The sequence below is a fragment of the Candidatus Pelagibacter sp. Uisw_090 genome (assembly GCF_047717845.1).
Lineage (GTDB): Bacteria > Pseudomonadota > Alphaproteobacteria > Pelagibacterales > Pelagibacteraceae > Pelagibacter.
In genome coordinates this window covers 1,229,331-1,249,643 of record NZ_CP159810.1, presented here as the reverse complement: position 1 = coordinate 1,249,643, position 20,313 = coordinate 1,229,331, and the positions used below count along the sequence as shown (strand labels likewise).

Here is a 20,313-nt window from a genome sequence, read left to right as displayed (position 1 = left end):
TCTAATGAGTGAATTAGTTCTGCCAAAGATTAATAAAGAAACAATTTCTAAAAAAGAATACATCTTTAAGAATCTCGCAAAAATTATAAATCCCGAAAATGTTTTAAGTCACGCAGATGAAATTAAGCCTTATGAAACTGATGCACTGGCCGCATATACACAAACCCCTTTAGCGGTTGTAATGCCAGAAAATACTCAAGAGGTAAGTGATATTTTAAAATTTTGCCATGCAGAGGATATAAAGGTTGTACCAAGAGGAGCGGGTACAGGACTTTCAGGTGGAGCATTACCGTTAAATGATGCAATTCTATTAAGCCTTGGAAAATTTAATAAAATTATAGAAATTGATTTTGAAAACAAATGTGTGGTTACTCAGCCAGGTATGACAAATTTAGGAATAACTCATGCTGTACAACATAAAAATTTTTATTATGCACCTGACCCATCTAGCCAACTAGCCTGTTCGATAGGAGGTAATGTTGCTGAAAATTCTGGTGGTGTTCATTCATTAAAATATGGAACAACTACTAATAATATTTTAGGTGTTGAAATGGTTATGATGGATGGAACTATTTGTAGAATTGGTGGAAAAACTCTTGATCAAGAAGGATACGATCTAATGGGATTAATTTGTGGTTCAGAAGGATTGCTAGGAGTAATTACTGAAGTCACAGTTAAAATTTTAAAAAACCCACAAATAGTTAAAGCAGCATTAATAGGTTTTTCTACAATCGAAGAAGGTGGGAATGCAACTTCAGAAATTATAGCTAGTGGGATTGTTCCAGCAGGCATGGAGATAATGGATAAAGTTTTAATAGAAGCAACAGATAATTTTAGTAAAGCAGGCTACCCAAGAGATGCGGAGCTTTTATTAATTGTTGAATTAGATGGAACAGAATCTGAAGTAGATGAATTATTAAAGCAAGTTAGTAGCATTTGTAAAAAAAATAATTGCTCAAGTCTAAAATTAAGCAAAAATGAAAAAGAAAGACTATCATTTTGGGCAGGCAGAAAAGCTGCATTTCCAGCATGTGGGGCTATGGCGCCAGACTACTATTGCATGGATGGTTCTATCCCAAGAGGAAAACTAACAGAAGCTTTACTAGAAATAAAAAGACTATCTGAAAAGTATGAATTACCAGTAGCAAATTGTTTTCATGCTGGTGATGGAAATTTACACCCACTAATAATGTTTGATGGAAGTGATAAGGAACAATTAAGAAAAACAGAAGAATTTGGTGCTGAAATTTTAAAGGCTTGTGTAAGACTTGGAGGAGTTATTACTGGAGAGCATGGTGTGGGAATAGAAAAAAGAGAACTAATGTGTGAAATGTTTAATAATGATGATATTCAACAGCAACTAGATATCAAATCATCATTAGATGAAAAAAATTTATTAAATCCCGGAAAAGTTTATCCAATATTGAGAAAATGCGCAGAGGAAGGAAGGGTACATGTCCACAGAAATGAAAAAAAATTCCCAGATCTTCCAAGATTCTAGTAATACTTATTATCCTGAAGATGAACTCCAAGTTTCAAATATAGTTAAAGAGCTCTATAAAAAAAACGAACCAACGGAGCTAATAGGCACAAGTTCAAAAAGTTTTATTGGTAATAAAATTCAGTCAGCAAAAAAATTATCTCTTTCTAAATTATCAGGAATAATAGAATATTTACCTGAAGAGCTTTATATTAAAGTTAAAGCAAATACTCTACTAGAGGTGGTTGAAAAAGAATTAGAAAAAAATAATCAGGAGCTAGCCTTTGAGCCTATTGATTTTGGATTTATTGAATCTGGAAAATCAAACAAAGGAACTATAGCGGGTCACTTATCTTGTAATTTTGCCGGCTCAAGAAGGTTTAAAGTGGGCAGTATAAGAGATCATATTTTGGGCTTTAGAGGTGTGAATGGCAAAGGTGATATAATTAAATCAGGTGGAACAGTCGTAAAAAATGTTACGGGTTATGATTTGTCAAAACTTGTTACAGGATCTTTTGGAACGTTAGTTGCATTAACCGAAATTACATTAAAAGTTTTACCTAAAAAAAAATCATCCAATACAATTACAATTAATACTGATGATAAAAAATTAGTTAATGAATTATTTGAAAAAATTTCAAGTTCTAGCAGTGAAGTTTCTGGAGCAGTTTATATTCCTGAGGAGCCAAAAGATGAAAGTTATGATCATAACAAAGAAATGGTTTTTAAATTTAATGATTTAGAAAATAAAGGCTCATTTGTAGCATTAAGAATAGACGGAGATAAAATATCAATAGATGAAAAAATAAAAACTTTAACTGATGAATTAGAACTTAACAAATTGAATATAACTATTTTAGATGTTCATCAATCAACTCCATTTTGGATAAAAATAAATAATCTTGAATTATTTAAACAAACAAAAAATAACTTATTGAGAGTAGTAATACCTCCTTCAAAAGGCAAAAAGCTAATGCAATATCTGGGTGATAAGTATAAATATTATATTGATTGGTGTGGCTCATTATACTGGATAGAAGTTCAGTCTAAAAAGAACACTAAGGTTGGAGAGATTAAAAATTTAATTAAGGAACTTGGGGGTTATTTAACTATTATAAAGACATCAAATGAATATGATTACGAAGAAATGATCTTTACCGTAGATGATACAAGGCTTTTAATCTCAGAAAAAATTAAAAAAAGTTTTGATCCTAAAAGAATTTTTAATCCTGGAAAGATGTATAGAGGAATTTAATGCAAACTAATTTTACGAAAAAACAATTACAAAATAACGACAACGCATCTACTGAAAAAATATTTAAAAAATGTGTTCATTGTGGTTTTTGTAATGCTACCTGTCCTACTCATCAAATATTTGGTGATGAATTAGATGGACCAAGGGGTAGAATTTATTTAATCAAAGACATGTTGGAAAATCAAAAAAAACCAACAGCAAAGACAGTAAAACATATAGATAGATGCTTATCTTGTTATAGCTGCATGACCACTTGCCCTTCTGGTGTAAACTACATGCATATTATTGATCATGGTAAAAAATACATTGAAAAAAACTACAAAAGATCTTTTTTTGATAGAACAATTAGGAGTTTTTTATCAGTAGTATTACCAAATACAGGATATTTTAGACTGGCTAGCTATATGGTAAAACTAGCAAAACCCTTTCAATTTTTAATGCCATTAAAAATAAAAGACATGATGGGTTTAATGCCTACAAGTTTTCCTAAAAAAACTTTAAAACAAAAAGAAATTTATTCTGTGACTGGTCAAAAGAAGATTTCAAGAGTTGCACTTTTAACTGGATGTGTCCAAAAAGAAATCTCTCCTCAAATAAATGAGTCAACTATCCGTCTTTTGAACAGACACGGTGTTGAAGTAATTGTGCCTAAAAAAATAAGATGCTGTGGATCTTTAAATCATCATTTAGGAAAAGAAGATGATGCACATCAAGATTTTAGAAACAATATTAACACTTGGTATGCTGAACATCAAAAAGGTAATTTAGATGCAATTTTATCTAACACATCTGGCTGTGGTACTACAATGAAAGACTATGGGTTTATCTTTAAAGATGATGAACAAATGAAAAAAAAAGCCAAGGTAATATCTGAATTAACAAAAGATGTTTCAGAATATTTAAGCGAAAGTATAAAATTAAATTTTATAGCAAAAGGTAAGAAGTATAAGATTGCCTATCATTCAGCTTGTTCAATGCAACACGGACAAAAGGTACACGACCAACCTGTGTCCTTATTAAACAAAACAGAAAATGAAATCATGGAAATTCCAGAGGGACATATTTGTTGTGGATCAGCTGGTACATATAATATTTTACAAACTGAAATTGCCAAAGAATTACTAAACAAAAAAGTAAAAAATATTGAAAGTTTGAAGCCAGATTTTATTTCAACAGGGAACATAGGTTGTATTACTCAAATTTCTAATGGAACCAAAACTCCAATTTTACATACTATTGAAGTATTAGATTGGTATACTGGTGGTCCAAAACCAAAAATATTACAAAAGAATTAATTATGAAAAAAATTATAATTACGAGAAGATTATTAAAAGCATCTGAGGAAAAAGCTTCAAAAACATTTGATGCAAAGCTTAATGGCAATGATGAATTATATTCTCAATCAAAGCTTATTGAATTAAGTGAAGGTCATGATGCAATATTAACTTCTTTAACTGATAAAATGGATGAAGAGACCATAAACAAACTACCAGAAAGTATTAAGGTAATTTCTAATTTTGCAGTCGGTTTCGGAAATATTGATTTAGAAGCAGCCAAAAAAAGAGGAATAGCAGTAACTAATACACCAGAGGTTTTATCTGATGCTACAGCAGAGATTGGAATTTTATTAATTCTTGGAGCATGCAGAAGAGTTCCGGAAGGTATTCAAGCTGCAAAAGAAAGTAACTGGAAATGGTCAGCAGACTATTTGATAGGAAAACAGTTAACAGGCTCAAGACTTGGAATTTTAGGAATGGGAAGAATAGGACAAAAGATTGCAAAAATAGCAAAATCTTTAGGTATGATTATTCATTATCATAATAGATCAAAACTAACTGAAGAAAAAGAAAATGGTGCAATTTATCATGATAGCATCAAAAGTCTTTTCGGAGTTTCAGATGTATTGTCAATTTGTTGCCCTGCAACAAAAGAAACAGAAAATTTAATTAATAAAGAAACATTAGAATATTTTCCAAAAGGTGCTGTGATTACCAACGTAGCTCGTGGAGATATTGTTGATGATGAAGCCTTAATTGATGCACTAAATAGAAGAAAAATTTATGCAGCAGGATTAGATGTTTATAAGGGTGAGCCAAACTTAAATCCTGGTTATCTTAAAATAAAAAGTGCTTTCATATTACCCCATCTTGGAAGCTCGACTAAACACACAAGAATTGCTATGGCTAATCTAGCTATAGACAATATTGACGAGTTTTTTAAAACAGGAAATTGCAAAAATAAAGTGAATTAGTTTCTTTGTAAGTTTCAATTATGAATAAAGTTATTTTGCCTAGACAAAAAGCGATAACTATATTTTTAGTATTTGCCCTTGGTTATTATATTTCTAACTTGTTAAGAGCTATCACTACAAAGATGGGTAACCTTACAATCAAGTCGAAAATAAATAGAGAAACTGAAGTTCCATCAGAAAAGGTAAACCTTTATATTCCTCCAGAGAAATGTTGTGTGTATGAAGATGAAAAATTAATATAGATAGGTTTAAAACCTACTATTTACATGCTTATTTACCGTATATATTAAGTCATCAGTTAAGGTATAGTTAATTTATGAATTTTAGACAAACCAAACTTAAAGAAAAATTATTTCCACTGGATTAAACATGGTTTCAAATGTTACTAAAAAACTTAATTTAAGTACTGAAGATCTAAAAAGACAAAAAAACATAATTAGCAAATTAAACCTAACAAAACTTCCTTTTGATATATCGCCGGATAGAATGTGTGCTCTTAACTTAGAAATGGCCAGACATTCAAGTGCTGTCTTAAAGTACCAGGAGGATAAATCTGGTATTAAATGGATTTTTTCTTCAATTAAAAAATATAAAGTTTTTTTAATAATATTTGAATCTAATGAGTTAGGAGAAGAGATATATAAAGAAAAAATTTCTAGCAAGCTACCAGAGTATTCTTATAAAACAGTTGCTCAAATAGTTGATGATGGAATAAAATTAAATTTTTTTATTAAATTGGATGCAAGATCAAAAACAACAACAGATCAAAAAATTAGGAATGTTAGACCTTCAGAGGAAGTTATTATTGAATTTATAAACTGGAAAATTGACTTACTAGCTTCTTTAATGAAATTCAAACAAGATTTAATCAATTAGGGTTAGTGCAATACCAACCCTAAATTTAAGGGTTTTTAACGATTATAATATTTAATTATAATCAAGAGTTGTTTATTTAAAAAAAATGCCTTTAAAAACTAGAATTACTCACGGTAATTTTTTGCTTATAATATTAAAAAAATAATCTTTGGATAAACCAATAAAAGCCAATAAATGCAATAATCATTGAAATCGGTTTAGTAACTCTATTTTGGTACCATGATTTTTTTTGGAATAATAGTGCAATTAAAATATATGACAAAATAATTACACTGATTTGACCAAGCTCAACTCCAACATTAAAAGAAATTAAACTTGAAATAAATAGGTTTGTTGAAATTCCAATTTCATTTAAAACTCCCGCAAAACCCAAACCATGAAGTAGACCAAAAATAAAAATTATATAGGGTCTTGTTCTTCTTATACTTTCAGTGAACAAATTTTCAATTGCTATAAAGCAAATAGATAGAGCAATGATTGGTTCAATAATAATTGCTGGAATTGTTATTATTTTTAGTGCACCCAAGAACAAGGTAATTGTGTGAGCTAAAGTAAAAATTGAAACTTGTAAAACTAAAGGCCTCAGTTTTGGAGATAAAAGAAATAGCGCTAGTACAAATAAAATGTGATCTAAACCTTTTGGTATAATGTGCTTAAATCCTAGCAAGCTATATTCTTTAACATTTTGAAAAAGTCCCACCTCTATTTTATTCTTTATACTAAACCATTTAGATTGCTTACCCCCCTCAATCAATTCAGTATAGAGAGGTTTATTATGAATTGAATTAATACGTAAAATAATTGATCCTAAATTTTTATCCCAATAAAATTTAAATCGTTCTTCTTTAATATTTTGAATATCAAAAGTAACAATAGTGTCTCTAATTATGTCAGTATTACCCACTTCTGGTATGACTACGCTTATCAAGGTTAATTTTAAATTTGAAATATTGGATGTTAAATTAATTTTATTACCAAAATTTTTGATCTTAGAGTTAAATTGATTTAGTAAAATTACTGGGCTCATCCTCCTTAAATCCTTATATTCTTCAGATTTTTCAGAATCTTCTGTGTTAGAATGCTTTGTTTCTATGCCTGCAATAATAGCTTCTAAATTTAATTGGATTGATAGATTTGCGTTTGTGATATTATCTTCCTCATAAATATTAAGATTTGCAATTGCTGGACGCAGTTCGTGAGCATAAGATGATTTAATAAAGAATAGTATGAATATAAATATCTTAAAAAATATTAATTTATTAAAGCAGGTTCTATATTTATTTGTAATCATATTTTTAGTAACTTTTTTAAAAATTAAAGTACATGCGCACGAGTTATGGCTTGAACCAATTAATTTTAATTTTAATAACAAGGAATTATTTAAAACTAATATTAATATTGGTCAAGATTTTATGGGTTCTCCTTTTGGGTTTTATAGCCCAAATAAAAAAAACCTATATTTAGAAAATAGAAATAAAGTAACAAAATTATCACAGAGGGATGGAGATTTTCCAGCAATTCAAATGTTAATTTCAGAGCAAGGATTTCATGTTCTAAACTATGAAACTAATAACGAATTCTTAAAGTATGACTCTGTTGAAAAGTTTGAAGATTTTGTAAAAGAACAGGGCCTTCAAAACACTATAGATAAGTTTGATAGAAATAAAATTCCTACAGAAAATTATAGAAGGTTTGCAAAAGTATTAATTACTGATGGAAATAAAGGTTTTTTTATTCAAAAATCAAAATTAGATTTTGAAATTATTGCCTTGAGCACACCTTACAAACTTAAGAATAGTTTTTTTAAATTTCAACTTTTTGAAAAAAATAAGCCATTAGGAAACTGGCAAATTACTATTTTTAGTAAAGATGAAAATAATACTTATAAAGAAAAGATCAAAACCAATTCAAATGGAGTAGGAAAAATAAGAACTATTGAAAATAGAACTTATTTATTAAGTGCTGTTAAGCTAAATAAAGCAAATTATTTCCAAAAACTTAAATTCAAATCAGATTGGTTTAGTCTATGGGCAAGCCTAGTGATAAAAAAATAAAACATTTAAATACACTTTTTGGTTGTATACATCTTTGTTTTTGACTAAATTTTTTACACCAACAGGTCTATATGGCACAACTTGGGGTTAACTATTCCGTAGACAGCTACATCTAACTGCGGGTAATATAAGTACAGTTAATTAACTAATATAATAAGGGAGAGAAATAATGATTAAAGATAAAAAATCTTTGAAGACTACAACACCTTCGAGACGTAAGTTCTTTAAAGCGGCAGCAGTCACAGGTCCAGCAGCAGCAACAGCTGTAGCAATGCCTAATATTGCAACTGCAGGATCTCACGCTACTGTATTAAAGATGCAAGCTGCTTGGCCTTCAGGCGCAAACATCTTTTTTGAAATGGCGCAAGACTACTGTAACATGGTTAGTGACATGTCTGGTGGATCACTTAAGATTGATCTTCAACCTGTTAACTCAATCGTTAAAACTTCAGAAATTGGAGCAGCGGTAAGTGATGGAATAGTTGATATGGGTCACTGGGTGACAGCATATTGGTATGGTAAAAACGCTGCCAGCTTCACTATTTGGAACTGGTCCTTCATACGGAATGTCATCTCAAGAAGTTATGGGATGGATGGAACGTGGTGGTGGAAGAAAACTATATGAAGAAGCAGTAGCTAGTGTTGGATATAACTACACTGGATTCTTTCATATGCCTATGCCAGCACAACCTTTCGGTTGGTTCAAAAAGAATGTAACTAAAGTATCTGATGTTAAAGGTATGAAGTATAGAACGGTTGGTCTAGCGACTAACGTTTTAACTGCTATGGGAATGGTCGTAAGACAATTACCAGGTGGTGAGATCCAACCAGCAATGAAAACTGGTTTGATTGATGCTGCTGAGTTTAACAACCCAACATCAGACTCACAGTTTGGAATGCAAGATGTCTCTAAACACTATCACTTAGGAAGTTTCCACCAATCTCAAGAGATGTTTGAAATTCCTATGAATACGAAGAGACTAAAAAGCCTTTCACCTGCTCATCAAGCTATCTTAAAAAACGCTGCTTATGCTGCGAATACAGATAACTACTTCAAAGCACTTGTTAGATATTCTGACAGTTTAGCTATGTTGATGAACGAGCATAAGGTTAATGTTTACCAAACGTCTGATGCTATTTTAGCTGAGCAGTTAAAAGGGTGGGATAAAATTGTTGGAGAGTTCTCTGCAAAAGATGCATTCTTCAAGAAGGTTATCGATTCTCAAAAAGCATATGCTAAGAAAGTAATGAAGTACTTGCTGATGAATCAGCCTAATTACAAACTAGCTTATGAAAATGAGTTTGGTCCAATTGGAAAAGTTAAAATCTAATTAGCTTTTAAATAATTTAAAAGAGGGGAGTTTTGGCTCCCCTTTTTTTATAGTACAGTTTTTAAAAAATTAGGGTATTCTATTTAAATCATGATGAGAGCTTACATAAAATTTGCCGACACATTAAGCACTTCAATAGGTAAGGCTTTTTCTTGGTGTATTGTCATTTTAATGGGTGGAACTTGCTATGAAGTAACAATGGCATATATATTTAACAAACCAACACTTTGGAATTTTGACTTTAGTATGCAGATGTATGGTGCAATATTGATGATGTCAGGAGCTTATTGTTTGGCAACGGAATCTCATGTCAGAGGAGATGTGATTTACAGATTATTCAAACCAAGAACACAAGGTTGGATTGATTTAATACTTTATTTTATTTTCTTTTTTCCTGGCGTAATAGCTTTAGCATTTTATGGATTTGAATATGCGGCACTTGCTTGGAAGATAAAAGAAACTAGCTGGAGTAGCCCAGCACAGATTAATATTTATATGGCAAAATCTTTGATACCAGCAGCAGGAGTATTCTTAACCATACAAGGAGTTGCTGAAGTATTTAGATCAATCATTTGTATTAAAACGGGACATTGGCCTGCAAGAATGGTTGTTGCAGAAGAAACAGAACAAATTTTAATGAGAACAGCTCAGGACGAGGATCAAAAAGATGTTATTTAGTTTAACAAATCCGGAAGTAGCTATCTTCATGATGGGGATATTTTTATTTGCAGTACTATTAGGTTTTCCAATTGCATTTACTCTAATGGCGATGGGAATAGGCTTTGGATATTATGCTTATTATGATCCTGTTTTAATGGATCATATTTTTGATAATAGAATATTTTCATTATTTGTAAAAAATACCTACACAGTTATGGACAATAATGTTTTGACTGCAGTCCCACTCTTTTTATTTATGGGGTATTTAGTTGAAAGAGCTGGAATTGTATCAAAATTATTTTTTGCCATAAGACTTGCAGCTCATAGATTGCCAGCTTCAATGGCAGTAGCTGCATTAATAACTTGTACTTTATTTTCTACAGCAACTGGAATTATTGGTGCTGTTGTAACCTTAATGGGCTTACTTGCTTGGCCCGCAATGGTTAAAGCAGGATATGATAAAAAATTTGCATCAGGAGTAATTTGTGCTGGGGGATGTCTGGGTATTTTAATACCACCAAGTATTATGTTAATTGTGTATTCAGTGATTGCACAATTATCACCTTTAAGATTATTTGCTGCAGCAATTTTCCCAGGACTTTTACTTGCAAGTTTATATATAGCTTATGTTGTAATCAGAGCTTGGATAAATCCATCAATTGCACCCAAGCCAGATGCAGCGGACATTCCACCAAGAGCAGAGATTTTAAAAGAAGTACTAGTTTCTTTTGTCCCTCTTTTTGGGTTAATAATGTTAGTACTTGGAACAATTTTAGCAGGCATAGCTACGCCAGCTGAGGCTGCAGCAGCAGGAGCATTTGGAGCAATACTCTTATCCTGGTTTTACAAAACTCTTAAGTGGCAAAGTTTTAAAGAATCTGTCTTTCTAACAGCAAAAACCACAGCAATGATTATGTGGTTATTTATTGGTTCATGGACTTTCTCTTCAGTCTTTTCTTATTTAGGTGGTCATGAAATTTTTGAGCATTTTTTCAAATCAATAGAAATAACAACTTGGCAATTCTTAATTATTACACAAATAATAATTTTTCTTTTAGGATGGCCGTTAGAATGGACTGAAATCTTAATTATATTTGTACCAATATTTTTACCGTTACTTGAGGTATTTGATGTTAATCCATATTTCTTTGCAATGTTGATTGCTCTTAATTTACAAACATCTTTTTTGACACCGCCCATGGCCATGTCTGCCTATTATTTAAAAGGTGTACAAAAAAACAATGTTGAGCTGATGGAAATATTTGCAGGAATTATGCCATTCTTGGCCATAGTAATATTTGCAATGTTCCTTATGTATATGTTTCCAGGTATTGCTTTGTGGCTACCAGAAACATTATTTGCAAACTAGGTAATTTAAAATTATGAACATATTTTCTCTTACAACTAATAAGTTAGTAGAACATTTAAAAACAGGCCAAATTTCCTCTGTAGAAGTTTGTACACAATATATTGAAAGAATTGAAAAATTTGAAAAAGATATCAATGCTTGGGAATATTTTGATAAAAAAAAACTTTTAGAAAAAGCAGAAGAAGCGGATGAATACAGAAAATCAGGAAAGCCCCTAGGTTCTTTACACGGCCTACCAATTGCAGTTAAGGATATAATAGGTACTTTTGAAATGCCTACTGAATGTGGAACTCCATTACGAAAAAAAATGCCAAGTTCTCAAGATTCTGAAGTTGTTAATTTACTTAAAATTGCAGGAGCAATAGTTATGGGAAAAACTGTAACTACAGAACTTGCATATTTTCACCCAGGAAAAACTACTAACCCACACGATAATTCAAGAACACCTGGTGGATCTTCAAGTGGTTCTGCAGCTGCAGTTGCAGCTCATATGGCACCACTATCAATTGGATCACAAACTAATGGATCAATTATTAGACCAGCTTCTTATTGTGGGGTTGTTGGGTACAAACCATCTTATGGACTAATCTCTCGAAGTGGAGTTTTAAAACAGTCAGACAAGCTAGATCACATTGGTGTTTTTGGAAAAACAGTTGAAGATGTTGCCTTATTAACAAAAACATTAATTAAAAAAGATTTATACGATAGTTCAACTATTCATTATTCATCTGATGAAATGTTAAAAGTTTGTAAAAAAGGACCATTATATGAACCAAAATTTATCTTTTACAAAACCAAAAATTGGAAAAATGTAGATAAAGAATCTCAAAAGTCTTTTGAGTTTTTTATAAAAACATTCAAAAAAAATATTGAAGTATTTGATACACCATCATATTTTGAAGATATTCCAAAATATCATAAAATAATTCATGAAACAGATATGGCTAATAATTTTCAAGGTTATTACAAAAAATCTAAGAAAAAACTTTCTAAAGAAATGGTTGGCGCCATCGAAAGAGGTTTAAAATACACAGCAAAAGATTATGTTGAAGCAATGGACTTTATGAAAAGAAGTTATGAATCCTTTAAAGAAGTGTTTGAGGACTATCATGGTGTGTTAAGCCCATCCACAACTGGGGTTGCACCTAAGGGTTTAAAGAGTACAGGCAGCCCAGAATTCTGCACTACCTGGACTTATATGGGTTTACCTTCTATTTCATTACCTTTACTTACAGGTGCTAATAATTTACCATTAGGAGTTCAGTTAATTGGAGACAAGCTAGATGATTTAAGATTTTTAGGTGTAGCCAATTGGTTAGAAAAAAATTGTAAAAAATATGCTAAATAATATAACAAAATTTCTAGGTACTTTTCTTGCAGCAATTTTTCTTATCGGTTTAGCAACCACATTGACAAGATCATCAATGATAGGTTTTTGGGATGTGTTGCCAGTATTTATTTTGATGGCTATTGCAATTTTTATGATGGTCTACGAAGCCTTTTTCGACAAAAACTAATTTTCTACTTGTAGTGAATAATTCTAAAAATAATTATTTACCTTTTCTATTATTATTTATCCAACCAATTTTTATGGCTAGCAATTTGATAGTTGCAAGAGGAGGAGTTGAGTATGTACCACCAATTTCTTTAGCTTTTTGGAGGTGGGCAGCTGTCTTCTTAATGTTGCTCCCTTTTACTTTTATCTCATTAAAAAAAAATTTTAAATTTGTAAAAAAAGAATACAAAAGAATATTTTTTATTGGATCAATGGGCTGTGGTGTTTGTGGAGCTTTTCCATTTTTAGCAGGACAAACGACGACTGTTACTAATATGGGAATTATTTATTCATCATCTCCAATATTTATAATTCTAATCTCCTGCATCTTTTTTAAAGAAAAAATAAATTTTCTTAGAATTGTTGGTCTGGCTTCTTGTTTAATAGGTGTTTTTGCTATCATTATTAAAGGTGATTTATCTCTGTTAATTAGCCTTAAATTTACAATTGGTGATTTATGGATGCTAGCTTCTTCTATTGGGTGGGCTCTCTACTCTATTTACTTATTTTACTGGAAAACTAATTTAAAAATTTTTGATAGATTTACTTTGATTGCTTTTTTCGGTGTAGTGAGTTTGCTTCCATTTTATTTAATAGAAGAGACTTTCTTTGTAAGAACTGTTTTTAATTCAGACTTTTTTATGTGGGTTTTATTTGCAGCTATCTCACCAGGAATTATAGCTTTTACGTTATATACAATGGCCCAGAAAAGTCTTGGAGCATCAATTACTGGTTTCACTTTATATATATTTACCGTCTACAGTGCTATTTATGGTTATTTATTTTTTAATGAGCAGTTAGAGCATTATCATTATTTAGGAACAGTCTTAGTTTTTGGTGGAGTTTATTTAGTTAAAAAAAAAGGTAAATATGAAAAAAAAAATTAAAGAGTATTTATTGAAAATAATTTTAATTATAACGGTAGCATACTTTTCTTTACTTTTTATTATATTTATATTTCAACGAAACTTATTATACGAGCCAAAAGAAAATAATTACTTTGGTGACGAATTAAAAGTTAAAATAGAAAAAGTAAAAATTAAGACGAGTGATAATTTTGAATTACTTGGATGGTTTCATGAAAAAGATCTTAGCAATTTTAAAACTTTAGTTTTCTTCCATGGTAATGCAGGAACATTAGAAAATAGAATACATAAAATTAATCATTTTAAAGACATGAATATAAATTTTCTAATAATTTCTTGGAGAGGATTTAGTGGAAACTTAGGCAAACCATCAGAAAAAGGTCTATATGAAGATGGTGAAAGTGCAATTAATTGGTTAAAAAGAAAAGGTCTTAAAGATAATGACATTGTTCTGTATGGTGAGTCTTTAGGTACTGGGATCGCAACTCATGTTGCTCAAAACCATAAATTTGCAGGCGTTATACTAGAATCTCCATTTACATCTATGGTTGACGCAGCAAAAAATGTGTATCCATATTTTCCAATTAGATTTTTACTTAAAGATAAATACGAAAGTGATAAAAAAATTAAAAATCTTAAGTCCCCAATTCTGATTATGCATGGAGAAGAAGATAAAATAGTGCCATTTTGGATGGGTAAAAAGATGTACAAGCTTGCTAATGAGCCAAAATATTCTTATTTTTCTGAAAAAGATAATCACATGATGGAATATAATGAAAAAATGATTCTAGTTTTGAAAGAATACTTAAAGAGTTTAAATTAAGCCACAATCTGACCAAATAATTTACAAATTTCATTTCTATAAATAGATAGTGAAAAAATTTATTATAACATCATTTTACTTAATCTTTATTTCAAGTTCTGTAATTGCAGAAAATATAGAATCTTCAGCAAATACACTTTTTCATATAGGTCAAATGAACTCTCATAATAAAAATTTTGTTCTTTTTTTTAAAACTAGAGATAAAGCTATTTTAGCAAGAGGTGAGGATTATAATTATGTTACAGATTTTCCTCAGGATTTATATATCTATAATTATAAAACAAAAATTTCATCACCATTAATTTCATATGAATGGTTTCCTTCACAGGCAAAACACCTCTTAGAAGGTTATGACTATCCAGTTTTCCCAGAAGACTTTGCTTATTATTTGTTAAAAGATAACAATACTTTAGTCATGATTAGTGCAATTAAAAATATAAGAAAAAATTTTAAATTTGATATTGCTAATAAAAAATTAAACTCATATCCATCAAATGGTAAGTTTGATTTTATAATTTCATCAATAGCAAAAAATTGTGGGCATTCAAACCTTAAAGAAAATTATAAATGTAGCTACTACAAACCTTTAATTTCTAATAATCTAATTAATTAATTTGAGTAAATGCTTCAGCAAATTTTTCTGCATTAAAGATTTGTAAATCATCTTCTTTTTCACCAAGTCCAAGAGCAATTATTGGAAGCTTATATTTTTTAGCAAGTGCTAATAAAATTCCTCCTTTTGCAGTGCCATCTAATTTTGTCATTATCAAACCAGTAAGAGGTATAATTTTATTAAACTCTTCCACTTGACTGATAACATTTTGGCCAGAGGTTGCGTCAAGTACTAGGATTACATCGTGAGGAGCATCTGGATCTATTTTTTTAGTCACATGGGCAATTTTTTTGTATTCTTCCATTAAATTTTTTTTATTTTGCAATCTCCCTGCTGTATCAATTAAAACATGACTAAAATCACTCTTTAATGCTTCCTCAATTGCTTTGTAGGCGACTGATGCGGGGTCTGACCCTTGAGTAGATTTTGTAATTTGTACATCAATTTTATTAGCCCAGCTTTCTAATTGTTCTATAGCAGCTGCTCTAAACGTATCGCAGGCAGAAAACATAACTTTGTTACCATTAGATTTTAAAATTTTACCAACTTTTCCAATAGTTGTTGTTTTTCCAACCCCATTAACTCCTGATACTAGGACTGCGTTGAGCTTTTCTTTTTTATTAAAAAAATTCTCATTTTCCAAAGGTTTCATTAAAGTGATTATATAGTTTTTAAGAATTAAATTTACCTCATTCATAATATCTTTTTTTGGGTCAATTTTTTCTTGAGCAATAATTTTTTTAATTTCTTCAGCTGCAACAAGACCAACATCTGATTGAATTAAATAATCTTCAATTTGATCTAATGTTTTGTCATCTATTTCTTTTTTTACAATTATATCTCTTAAACCAGACGTAAATGCAGAAGCACTTTTTTTAAAACCAATTTTAAATTTATCAAAAATTCCCATTATAATTTAATGTCAATATTTTTGATATCAGACACGGGTCCTTTCATATGAATGCTATTTCTTTCATCAATAGAAATTGTTAAATTACCTAATGCAAATTCTATATCTGTAGTTTTTTCTACCAGATTATTAATATTAGCTGCAACAGCAGTTGCACACGCTGCAGTACCACAAGCCTTGGTAAGTCCAGCTCCTCTTTCCCAAACTTTTACTTTTATTAAATTTTTATTCATAACTTTTGCCAAGGTCACATTACATTTTTCTGGAAATAGTGGATGATTTTCAATTTTTGGACCAATAGTTTGTAAGTCAAATGCTTCAATATCTTCTACAAAAAAAATTATGTGTGGATTGCCTACATTTATGGCTGTTCCACCAATATGTTTGGTGTTATTTCTGTCTATAATTTCAATTTTTAAGTCTTGTGTATCTAGCTGCTTACTTAAAGGAATCTCCTCCCAATTAACTTTTGGTATACCTATTTCGGTTTCAACTAAATTACTTCCTAAGATTTTTGATTTTAGAGAGCCAGAAGCTGTTAAAAGCGTTATTTCTTTTTTACCACTTTCTTTTGATAGAAGGCCTGCCACACACCTAGTGCCATTTCCACAAGCACCAGATGCACTTCCATCTGAATTATAGAATTCTACATCTGCATCTATTTCTTTATTTTTCTTAATTAGAATGAGTTGATCACATCCAATGAAACTACGATCACATACTTTAATTATTTGATCTTTGTTTAAATTGAAGTCCTGGCTTCTTTGATCAATAATTACAAAATCATTGCCCAAACCATCCATTTTAAATGCTTTAATATCCATATGTAGATATTTAACTTATTTATTGACTTTTTGAACCTCTATTATAAATTGTCTTCGTTTCCACAAAAACGTTAAATTTGTGGTGTCTTTGGAGACAAAGAGATCAACACTAGTCAGCGATATTCGCCCACTAGTGCGAAACTGCTGTGCGTAATAAATATGTTTGAAAACTTAACAAATAAATTCGAAGAAATTTTTTCTTCTTTAAAAAAAGCAGCTTCACTTGATGAGAATCAAGTAGATGAAGGCCTAAGAAGTATTAGACAGGCTTTATTAGAAGCCGATGTGTCTCTAGATGTAACTAAAGATTTTATAGAAAAAGTTAAGCCAAAGGTTATGGGTCAAGAAATAATTCGATCAACCTCTCCAGGAGATATGGTTGTTAAAATTGTTTATGATGAACTAGTAAGCCTTTTAGGTGAAAGTAACACAGATATTAATTTAAATGCAGTTCCGCCAGTTCCAATGATGCTGGTAGGTCTTCAAGGTTCTGGTAAAACCACAACAACAGCAAAATTAGCCAAATATTTAGAAAAAAATAAAAAGAAAAAAATAATGATGGTCAGTCTTGATGTGTATAGGCCAGCTGCACAAGAACAACTAAGATCATTAGGAGAGCAAAATGATATTTTAACATTACCTATTATTGAAGGGCAGCTACCAGCAGATATTTGTAGAAGAGCAGTTAGTGCTGCAAACCTAAATGGTGCAGAGATTATATTATTTGATACAGCAGGCAGAACACAAATAGACCTTCAGATGATGAGTGAGATTAAACAAATAGAAAGTATAATTAACCCAACGGAAGTATTTTTAGTTGCAGATTCTTTAACGGGACAAGTTGCTCGCAGAAGTGGCAAAAGAATTTAAGAATACTGTAAATTTGACAGGTATTGTTTTAACAAGAGCTGATGGTGATGCAAGAGGTGGTGCGGCCCTTAGTATGAAATATGTTTCTCAAGTGCCAATTAAGTTTTTAGGGGTAGGAGAAAAAATAGAAAATTTAGAGGTTTTTCACCCAGATAGAATAGCTAATAGAATATTAGGTATGGGAGACATCGTTTCTCTTGTCGAAAAAGCTGCAGAAGATCTTGGTGAAGAGAATATAAAAAAAGCAGAAGAGAATTTAAAAAAAGGACAATTCTCTATGGAAGATTATTTAACACAGCTTAGACAAATGAAAAAAATGGGAGGCATAGAAGGAATTATGTCGTTTATGCCAGGTGTTTCTAAAATGAAATCACAAATGGATGCTTCGGGAATTGATGAAAGCGTTATTACTAAAAATGAAGCAATCATTTTATCTATGACAAAAAAAGAAAGAGGAAATCCTAAAATCATTGATGGTTCTAGGAAAAAAAGAATTGCTAATGGCTCTGGAACAGATGCGGCCACTATCAATAAATTGCTTAAGCAATTTAAAATGATGTCTGAAATGATGAAGAAGATGTCAAAAGGAAACCTGAAGGGTATGTCTGATAAAGGAATACCTCCAGAGCTACTAAATCAACTTAAATAAAAAAAGGAAAAAAAATGATAAAAATAAGACTATCAAGAGGTGGAACAAAGAAAAGACCAGTATACAAAGTAGTTATAGCCGACAGTCGTCGTGCAAGAGATGGAAGATTTATTGAAAAGGTAGGATTCTTTAATCCTCTTTTGCCAAAAGATAAAAAAGAAAGAGTGGGACTGGAAGCAGAAAGAATTAAATATTGGTTAGGCCAAGGTGCTCAACCAACAGCTAGAGTGGCAAGAATTTTAGGTGAAAATGATATTATCCCTATGCCAGCAAACGCTAACAACCCTAATAAAGCTATACCTAAAAAAGAAAGAAAAAAAGAAGGAGATGAAGCAACTCCAGCAGCAGCTCCAGCAGCAGCTCCAAAGGAAGAAGCTCCTAAAACAGAAGCAGCTCCAGCAGCAGCTCCAAAGGAAGAAGCTCCTAAAACAGAAGCAGCTCCAGCAGCAGCTCCAAAGGAAGAAGCTCCTAAAACAGAAGCAGCTCCAGCAGCAGCTCCAAAGGAAGAAGCTCCTAAAACAGAAGCAGCTCCAGCAGCAGCTCCAAAGGAAGAAGCTCCTAAAACAGAAGCAGCTCCAGCAGCAGCTCCAAAGGAAGAAGCTCCTAAAACAGAAGCAGCTCCAGCAGCAGCTCCAAAGGAAGAAGCTCCTAAAACAGAAGCAGCTCCAGCAGCAGCTCCAAAGGAAGAAGTTAAATAGTTGGATTCATGTGGCAAGCTCAAATATTTACACTTTACCCAGATATTTTTCCGGGCCCTTTAAGTAAAGGGCTTTATGGAAAAGCGTTATCGAATAAAATTTGGGATCTAAAAGTTGTAAACATTAGAGATGCTGCAGAAGACAAACATAAGACGGTTGATGACACTCCTTTTGGAGGTGGATCTGGCATGTTGTTAAAAGCTGATGTTTTAGCAAAATCGATTGATCAAAATAAAAAAAAAGGTGAAAGAATTTTTTATTTATCCCCTAAGGGAAAAAAACTTGATCAAAAATTAGCACTAGAGTTATCAAAGGAAAAATCGATCAGTTTAATATGTGGTCATTTTGAGGGTGTTGATGAAAGAATATTATCAACAAGAAATATAGAAGAAATTAGTATTGGAGATTTTATTTTATCTGGAGGAGAAACAGCATCCTTTGTTGTATTGGATAGTATTTTGAGACTATTACCAGGAGTATTAGGAAATGAACAATCAAAAACAGATGAGAGTTTTGAGAATGGACTTTTAGAGTATCCTCAGTACACAAAACCTCAAATTTGGGAGCAAAAAAGTGTCCCAGACGTGCTATTATCAGGAGATCACAACAAAATTAAAGACTGGCGTTTATCACAATCAGAGGCTATAACACGCGTCCGAAGACCAGATTTATGGGAAAAATATAAGAAAAACTAATTTGATAAATATTACTATGAAAACAATTGAGGAAATAAACCAACATAACGTTAAAAAAATATTAGCTGAGAAGAAAATTCCAGATTTTTTTCCAGGAGATATAGTAAAAGTTGGTGTGAGAATTACTGAAGGTAAAAAAGACAGAATTCAATATTTTGAAGGTGTTTGTATTGCTAGAAAAAATAGAGATTTAAATTCTTCATTTACAGTTAGAAAAATATCATTTGGTGAAGGTGTTGAGAGAACATTCCCACTATATGGAACAGTAATTGATTCAATTACTGTTATTAGACATGGAAAAGTTAGAAGAGCAAAATTATACTATCTAAGAGATAGAACTGGTAAATCGGCTAGAATTGCTGAAAGGATTAGAAAAAAAATTGGTATAGAAGTTGATGTTAAACCAGAAACGGTAACTGAAGAAACTTTAGCACCAGTAGCAGAAAAACAAGCGGAGGTTCAAGTGGAACCTGAAAAACAACCAGAAGCTCAAGCAGAACCTAAAACAGAAAAATTAGAAGAAAAAAAATAATT

The 20,313-nt window shown here is 31.2% G+C and carries 20 protein-coding genes and 2 pseudogenes; 19 read left to right on the top strand and 3 right to left on the bottom strand.

Annotation, left to right across the window (positions count from 1 at the left end; translation table 11 throughout):
• Nucleotides 1-4: 4 nt before the first annotated feature.
• The 6 genes from ABXT58_RS06820 to ABXT58_RS06795 all read left to right on the top strand — a co-directional run bounded on the left by ABXT58_RS06820 (nt 5) and on the right by ABXT58_RS06795 (nt 5,862).
• Nucleotides 5-1,501, top strand: a complete 1,497-nt coding sequence (locus ABXT58_RS06820) for an FAD-linked oxidase C-terminal domain-containing protein (protein ID WP_415303906.1) — start codon at nt 5-7, stop codon at nt 1,499-1,501.
• Nucleotides 1,467-2,735, top strand: coding sequence for an FAD-binding protein (locus ABXT58_RS06815; protein ID WP_415303905.1), 1,269 nt, complete (start codon nt 1,467-1,469; stop codon nt 2,733-2,735). Before ABXT58_RS06820 ends, ABXT58_RS06815 begins: the two co-directional genes overlap by 35 nt.
• Complete coding sequence (glcF, locus tag ABXT58_RS06810) at nt 2,735-4,030, top strand: glycolate oxidase subunit GlcF (RefSeq protein WP_415303904.1); 1,296 nt, start codon at nt 2,735-2,737, stop codon at nt 4,028-4,030. The genes ABXT58_RS06815 and glcF overlap by 1 nt, the downstream gene beginning before the upstream one ends.
• 2 nt (nt 4,031-4,032) lie before the next feature.
• Nucleotides 4,033-4,986, top strand: a complete 954-nt coding sequence (locus tag ABXT58_RS06805) for a 2-hydroxyacid dehydrogenase (protein ID WP_415303903.1) — start codon at nt 4,033-4,035, stop codon at nt 4,984-4,986.
• A 20-nt stretch (nt 4,987-5,006) separates the two neighbouring features.
• On the top strand, nt 5,007-5,228 hold the full coding sequence (locus ABXT58_RS06800) for a hypothetical protein (RefSeq protein ID WP_415303902.1): 222 nt from the start codon (nt 5,007-5,009) through the stop codon (nt 5,226-5,228).
• 127 nt (nt 5,229-5,355) lie between these two features.
• Entirely contained in the window at nt 5,356-5,862 is a 507-nt protein-coding gene (locus ABXT58_RS06795; RefSeq protein ID WP_415303901.1) for a hypothetical protein, read from the top strand.
• Nucleotides 5,863-5,995: 133 nt separating this feature from the next.
• Here ABXT58_RS06795 and ABXT58_RS06790 read toward each other — a convergent pair whose 3' ends face one another.
• Nucleotides 5,996-7,153, bottom strand: a complete 1,158-nt coding sequence (locus ABXT58_RS06790; protein ID WP_415303900.1) for a HupE/UreJ family protein — start codon at nt 7,151-7,153, stop codon at nt 5,996-5,998.
• Here ABXT58_RS06790 and ABXT58_RS06785 point away from each other — a divergent pair.
• The 9 genes and pseudogenes from ABXT58_RS06785 to ABXT58_RS06745 all read left to right on the top strand — a co-directional run bounded on the left by ABXT58_RS06785 (nt 7,089) and on the right by ABXT58_RS06745 (nt 15,133).
• Nucleotides 7,089-7,916: a DUF4198 domain-containing protein gene (locus ABXT58_RS06785; protein WP_415303899.1), complete on the top strand. Its 828-nt coding sequence runs from the start codon at nt 7,089-7,091 to the stop codon at nt 7,914-7,916. The genes ABXT58_RS06790 and ABXT58_RS06785 overlap by 65 nt on opposite strands.
• Before the next feature lie 169 nt (nt 7,917-8,085).
• Nucleotides 8,086-9,247: pseudogene (locus ABXT58_RS06780) on the top strand (TRAP transporter substrate-binding protein).
• Between the two features lie 93 nt (nt 9,248-9,340).
• Nucleotides 9,341-9,925 (top strand): TRAP transporter small permease subunit, encoded by a 585-nt coding sequence (locus tag ABXT58_RS06775; protein ID WP_415304934.1) that lies wholly within the window; start codon nt 9,341-9,343, stop codon nt 9,923-9,925.
• Nucleotides 9,915-11,276: a TRAP transporter large permease gene (locus ABXT58_RS06770; RefSeq protein ID WP_415294914.1), complete on the top strand. Its 1,362-nt coding sequence runs from the start codon at nt 9,915-9,917 to the stop codon at nt 11,274-11,276. The genes ABXT58_RS06775 and ABXT58_RS06770 overlap by 11 nt, the downstream gene beginning before the upstream one ends.
• Nucleotides 11,277-11,286: 10 nt before the next feature.
• On the top strand, nt 11,287-12,624 hold the full coding sequence (locus ABXT58_RS06765; protein ID WP_415304932.1) for an amidase: 1,338 nt from the start codon (nt 11,287-11,289) through the stop codon (nt 12,622-12,624).
• On the top strand, nt 12,614-12,793 hold the full coding sequence (locus ABXT58_RS06760) for a hypothetical protein (protein WP_415278178.1): 180 nt from the start codon (nt 12,614-12,616) through the stop codon (nt 12,791-12,793). The genes ABXT58_RS06765 and ABXT58_RS06760 overlap by 11 nt, the downstream gene beginning before the upstream one ends.
• A gap of 13 nt (nt 12,794-12,806) precedes the next feature.
• Nucleotides 12,807-13,718 (top strand): DMT family transporter, encoded by a 912-nt coding sequence (locus ABXT58_RS06755; protein WP_415303898.1) that lies wholly within the window; start codon nt 12,807-12,809, stop codon nt 13,716-13,718.
• The gene (locus tag ABXT58_RS06750) at nt 13,702-14,520 is read left to right on the top strand and encodes an alpha/beta hydrolase (RefSeq protein ID WP_415303897.1); all 819 of its coding nucleotides are present in this window, start codon (nt 13,702-13,704) and stop codon (nt 14,518-14,520) included. Before ABXT58_RS06755 ends, ABXT58_RS06750 begins: the two co-directional genes overlap by 17 nt.
• A gap of 49 nt (nt 14,521-14,569) precedes the next feature.
• Nucleotides 14,570-15,133, top strand: a complete 564-nt coding sequence (locus tag ABXT58_RS06745) for a hypothetical protein (RefSeq protein WP_415303896.1) — start codon at nt 14,570-14,572, stop codon at nt 15,131-15,133.
• On the opposite strand, the gene ftsY is transcribed toward ABXT58_RS06745, so the two are convergent.
• Together ftsY and dapF are read right to left on the bottom strand one after the other, a co-directional pair.
• Nucleotides 15,126-16,043 (bottom strand): signal recognition particle-docking protein FtsY, encoded by a 918-nt coding sequence (gene ftsY, locus ABXT58_RS06740; RefSeq protein ID WP_415303895.1) that lies wholly within the window; start codon nt 16,041-16,043, stop codon nt 15,126-15,128. The two genes, ABXT58_RS06745 and ftsY, sit on opposite strands and share 8 nt — an antisense overlap.
• On the bottom strand, nt 16,043-16,867 hold the full coding sequence (gene dapF, locus ABXT58_RS06735) for a diaminopimelate epimerase (protein WP_415303894.1): 825 nt from the start codon (nt 16,865-16,867) through the stop codon (nt 16,043-16,045). Before dapF ends, ftsY begins: the two co-directional genes overlap by 1 nt.
• Nucleotides 16,868-17,026: 159 nt before the next feature.
• Here dapF and ffh point away from each other — a divergent pair.
• The 4 genes and pseudogenes from ffh to rplS all read left to right on the top strand — a co-directional run bounded on the left by ffh (nt 17,027) and on the right by rplS (nt 20,311).
• A pseudogene (ffh, locus tag ABXT58_RS06730) lies at nt 17,027-18,386 on the top strand (signal recognition particle protein).
• Between the two features lie 14 nt (nt 18,387-18,400).
• Nucleotides 18,401-19,084 (top strand): 30S ribosomal protein S16, encoded by a 684-nt coding sequence (gene rpsP / locus ABXT58_RS06725; protein WP_415303893.1) that lies wholly within the window; start codon nt 18,401-18,403, stop codon nt 19,082-19,084.
• A gap of 8 nt (nt 19,085-19,092) precedes the next feature.
• Nucleotides 19,093-19,779: a tRNA (guanosine(37)-N1)-methyltransferase TrmD gene (trmD, locus tag ABXT58_RS06720; RefSeq protein WP_415303892.1), complete on the top strand. Its 687-nt coding sequence runs from the start codon at nt 19,093-19,095 to the stop codon at nt 19,777-19,779.
• A gap of 16 nt (nt 19,780-19,795) precedes the next feature.
• Nucleotides 19,796-20,311, top strand: coding sequence for a 50S ribosomal protein L19 (gene rplS / locus ABXT58_RS06715; protein WP_415303891.1), 516 nt, complete (start codon nt 19,796-19,798; stop codon nt 20,309-20,311).
• The last annotated feature ends 2 nt before the right edge of the window (nt 20,312-20,313 follow it).